Genomic DNA, 3,653 nt, shown 5'->3' with positions numbered 1-3,653 from the left:
ATGCAAAAATCCCCTCCAAGTTCACTCATGACCTCATGTTAACACATGAGGTTTTTTACGAGTGTCTACTTGAAGGGGATAATACCATGTAGGGCGGTTTCTTATTTCAATGAACGGCTGAAGATTAATCTACCAGCAATACGTTCAGTTCGGACTCTCTATCAAAGATATGCACTTTGTTCATGTCGACAGCCAGTTTAACGGTATCCGACTCACGCGTAGTGGAACGTCCGTCTACACGGCCGATTACAGTATCATTGCCCATACCGCTGAGGTACAAGAGCATTTCATGACCCAGGTTCTCGGTAACGTCGACTTTTGCAGTAAAGATGGTGTTCGGGGAAGCTTCCAGGAACACAGGCTCCTCGTGAATGTCTTCAGGACGAACGCCCATGATAACTTCTTTACCGATCATGGATTTATTTTTCAGGATTTGTGCTTTACCGCCTGGAACTTGAACATTCAGGCCTTCCGATGTAAAGAACACGCCGCCGTTTTGTTCGGACAGCTTACCTGTGATAAAGTTCATCGTCGGGGAACCAATGAAGCCTGCAACGAACATATTTACCGGCTGGTTGTAGAGCTCCTCAGGAGAAGCAGCCTGCTGGATAATGCCGTCTTTCATAACAACGATACGATCACCCATTGTCATTGCTTCAATCTGGTCATGCGTTACATAGATACAAGTCGTTTCAAGACGCTTAACCAGTTTCGTGATTTCAGCACGCATCTGACCACGGAGTTTTGCATCCAAGTTGGAAAGAGGCTCATCCATCAAGAAGACTTGCGGATCACGGACAATCGCACGGCCCAAGGCCACACGCTGACGCTGACCACCGGACAGAGCTTTAGGTTTGCGTTCCAGCAAATGCTCGATGTCCAGGATTTTCGCTGCTTCACGTACACGCTTGTCGATTTCATCCTTCTTAACTTTACGAAGCTTCAGACCGAAAGCCATATTCTGATATACGTTCATATGTGGATACAAAGCGTAAGATTGGAATACCATCGCGATGTCGCGGTCTTTCGGTGCAACGTCGTTTACAACACGGTCGCCAATATACAGTTTACCTTCGGAAATTTCCTCAAGACCTGCGATCATACGCAGTGTAGTGGATTTACCACAACCGGAAGGTCCTACCAGTACCAAGAATTCTTTATCCTTAATATCGAGGTTAACATCGATTACTGTTGCCTTATCGGATCCTGCATATTTCTTGTAGATATGTTCTAAGCGTACGCCTGCCATGCTGATTGCCCCCTTGTTATTATGAAATCGGATACAATGAATATCTTTATATTACCTTATAGGCGGGTTGGTGACTATGCACAATCTGCACAAAAAACTTAGAATCTTTTCGTCAATTTGTACAATAGGAGTGAAATCTTCACAAGGACCGCATCATTAAAGCTTCTCACATCCAGCCCGGTCTCCTGTTTGATCTTGTCGAGCCGATACAGCAGCGTGTTCCGGTGAATGTATAACCGCTTTGCTGTTTCACTGACGTTGCAGTCCAGCTCAAAAAAGAATTCCAGTGTGGACATTGTCTCAGGATCATCAAAAAGATGACTCTGCCCTGCCGCATACTCCTGCAAAAACAAACTCCGTTGATCCTCAGGAATACTGTAGAGAAGACGCTCCAGATGCAGTCCGGTTGAGAGGTGAATTGGCTCTTTGACCTGAAAAGTCCGGCCGATCTTCATGGTCTGTCTCAGCAGTTGTACCGATTGAGGAAGCCGATGAAGACCATCGATATCCGGAATGCAGGAAATATGAAAGTCTCCGACCCATTCCGTTGATATTAACTCATGCAGACCGATGCAGAAAGAATACAGCGGGTCCTGTCCCTTTTCTTGGCTCTTTTCATGAAGAGAGTCATCAAGATCCTCCTTGATGCCCTGAAGCAGCTCTTGTTTGGCCAAGATCAGCCACTCGTTGTCCATAAGAGGAACCAGCACAATCTCTCCATCAAAATAACTTCGCACCAAGCGCTGCAAGGTCTTATAATCCACCGGAACAGCATGATCGCTTTCATTCATAAGGAGGAATGCGATCATTTCTTCCGCCAAACTTCCTGAACGATATGTATCCTTTGGAAGCTGCGCTGCAAGGTCACCTGAAGTCAGTCGTTCCTTGATCCACTCTCCCAGTTTCTTGGCTTGCTGCTCCAGTTCATATTTTGCTCCTGCTGCAGGAAGATTGCCGCTATTCTGCAAGGAAGCCAGCCATAAACTGATTAAATTAACCTCAGACTCTGTAAGATCTTCCTGCCTAGCAACGATAACATCCTCAGTTTCATCCTTGATGACAGGAATCCAGATCTCATTTTCCAACTCATAATAATAAGCTTTTTCTCCGACGTCTATGGCCGCCTTCACTTTTTGGATATTCGGTTGGTCTAGCTTTCTATGCGTAATGGTTATATTCAAGGATTGCTTCAAGGTCTGGACGATGTGCTGCATTTCCGCCATGAGGACTCCACCACTTTATCGTTTTCTTTTTATTTTAGCACAAGATCACACTGGACCTACAATCCGTTAGAGTGGAATGAGAATATGAAAAATAGAAAAAAGCCGTCAACCTAAGTTGACGACTTTTTGGGATGAGCCATGAAGGACTCGAACCTTCGACACCCTGATTAAAAGTCAGGTGCTCTACCAACTGAGCTAATGGCTCTTAAAACTGGTGGAGGATGATGGATTCGAACCACCGAACCCGTACGGGAGCAGATTTACAGTCTGATGCGTTTGGCCACTTCGCTAATCCTCCAGGATTAAAGGTGGCTCGGGACGGAATCGAACCGCCGACACGAGGATTTTCAGTCCTCTGCTCTACCGACTGAGCTACCGAGCCATATTCATTTTTCAAAAAAATAGTGTTAAGCTGTAAAGCTTACCACCGGTTATTATAATAAATGGCGGAACTGACGGGATTCGAACCCGCGATCTCCTGCGTGACAGGCAGGCATGTTAGGCCTCTACACCACAGTTCCGCATTTAAAATAACTGGTGCCGGCGAGAGGACTTGAACCCCCAACCTACTGATTACAAGTCAGTTGCTCTACCAGTTGAGCTACACCGGCGTATGAAATTAATGGTGGAGGCTGAGGGGATCGAACCCCCGACCCTCTGCTTGTAAGGCAGATGCTCTCCCAGCTGAGCTAAGCCTCCAGGTATGTATGGTAGCGGCGGAGGGGATCGAACCCCCGACCTCACGGGTATGAACCGTACGCTCTAGCCAGCTGAGCTACACCGCCATACTAATTATCATGCATCAGGTATATATGAATGGCGGAGAGAGAGGGATTCGAACCCTCGCACCGCTTACGCAGTCTAACCCCTTAGCAGAGGGTCCCCTTATAGCCACTTGGGTATCTCTCCATCATAACCTTATGCAGTCACAGAGATTGAATCCCTGAAAACTAGATACGAAACGAATTTGTGTGTTTAGAAACTGTAGTGTCTTCGAAGTACTGGCTCCGATGCAGAGCGTAATGCTTCCGCAGCGAGTTTTCTTTCAGAAAACTTAGCGTATGCTTTCGAAGTAGCTTTACTTCGTAAAGCTTTTAGGATAAGCCCTCGACCGATTAGTATTGGTCAGCTCCATGCATTGCTGCACTTCCACCTCCAACCTATCTACCTCGTCGTCTTCA

General features: G+C 46.5%; 2 protein-coding genes, 8 tRNA genes and 1 rRNA gene. All 11 read right to left on the bottom strand.

Going from position 1 to position 3,653, the window contains the following annotated elements; translation table 11 throughout:
• Positions 1–124: 124 nt before the first annotated feature.
• On the bottom strand, positions 125–1,249 hold the full coding sequence (locus HII30_RS21260; protein WP_169507044.1) for an ABC transporter ATP-binding protein: 1,125 nt from the start codon (positions 1,247–1,249) through the stop codon (positions 125–127).
• Between the two features lie 98 nt (positions 1,250–1,347).
• A complete protein-coding gene (locus HII30_RS21255; protein WP_169507043.1) occupies positions 1,348–2,472 on the bottom strand; it encodes a PucR family transcriptional regulator in 1,125 nt (374 codons plus the stop codon).
• A gap of 132 nt (positions 2,473–2,604) precedes the next feature.
• A tRNA-Lys gene (locus tag HII30_RS21250) sits at positions 2,605–2,677 on the bottom strand.
• Between the two features lie 7 nt (positions 2,678–2,684).
• A tRNA-Tyr gene (locus HII30_RS21245) sits at positions 2,685–2,770 on the bottom strand.
• Between the two features lie 11 nt (positions 2,771–2,781).
• Positions 2,782–2,854 (bottom strand) — tRNA-Phe (locus HII30_RS21240).
• Positions 2,855–2,916: 62 nt separating this feature from the next.
• Positions 2,917–2,993, bottom strand: a tRNA-Asp gene (locus tag HII30_RS21235).
• 14 nt (positions 2,994–3,007) lie between these two features.
• Positions 3,008–3,083, bottom strand: a tRNA-Thr gene (locus tag HII30_RS21230).
• A gap of 12 nt (positions 3,084–3,095) precedes the next feature.
• Positions 3,096–3,171, bottom strand: a tRNA-Val gene (locus HII30_RS21225).
• Positions 3,172–3,180: 9 nt separating this feature from the next.
• A tRNA-Met gene (locus HII30_RS21220) sits at positions 3,181–3,257 on the bottom strand.
• 32 nt (positions 3,258–3,289) lie between these two features.
• Positions 3,290–3,381, bottom strand: a tRNA-Ser gene (locus tag HII30_RS21215).
• 186 nt (positions 3,382–3,567) lie between these two features.
• Positions 3,568–3,653 (bottom strand): 23S ribosomal RNA (locus HII30_RS21210); the annotation flags it as partial.

It is taken from the genome of Paenibacillus lemnae (assembly GCF_012933385.1).
Classification (GTDB): Bacteria; Bacillota; Bacilli; order Paenibacillales; family Paenibacillaceae; genus Paenibacillus_AQ; species Paenibacillus_AQ lemnae.
Note: the sequence above shows the minus strand (reverse complement) of the source record. Positions and strands in the feature narration are given on the sequence as shown.

Bases quoted from the DNA above. Each gene is read 5' to 3' on its own strand.
- HII30_RS21260 (WP_169507044.1), bottom strand. From the start codon at position 1,249: ATGGCAGGCGTACGCTTAGAACATATCTACAAGAAATATGCAGGATCC.
- HII30_RS21255 (WP_169507043.1), bottom strand. From the start codon at position 2,472: ATGGCGGAAATGCAGCACATCGTCCAGACCTTGAAGCAATCCTTGAAT.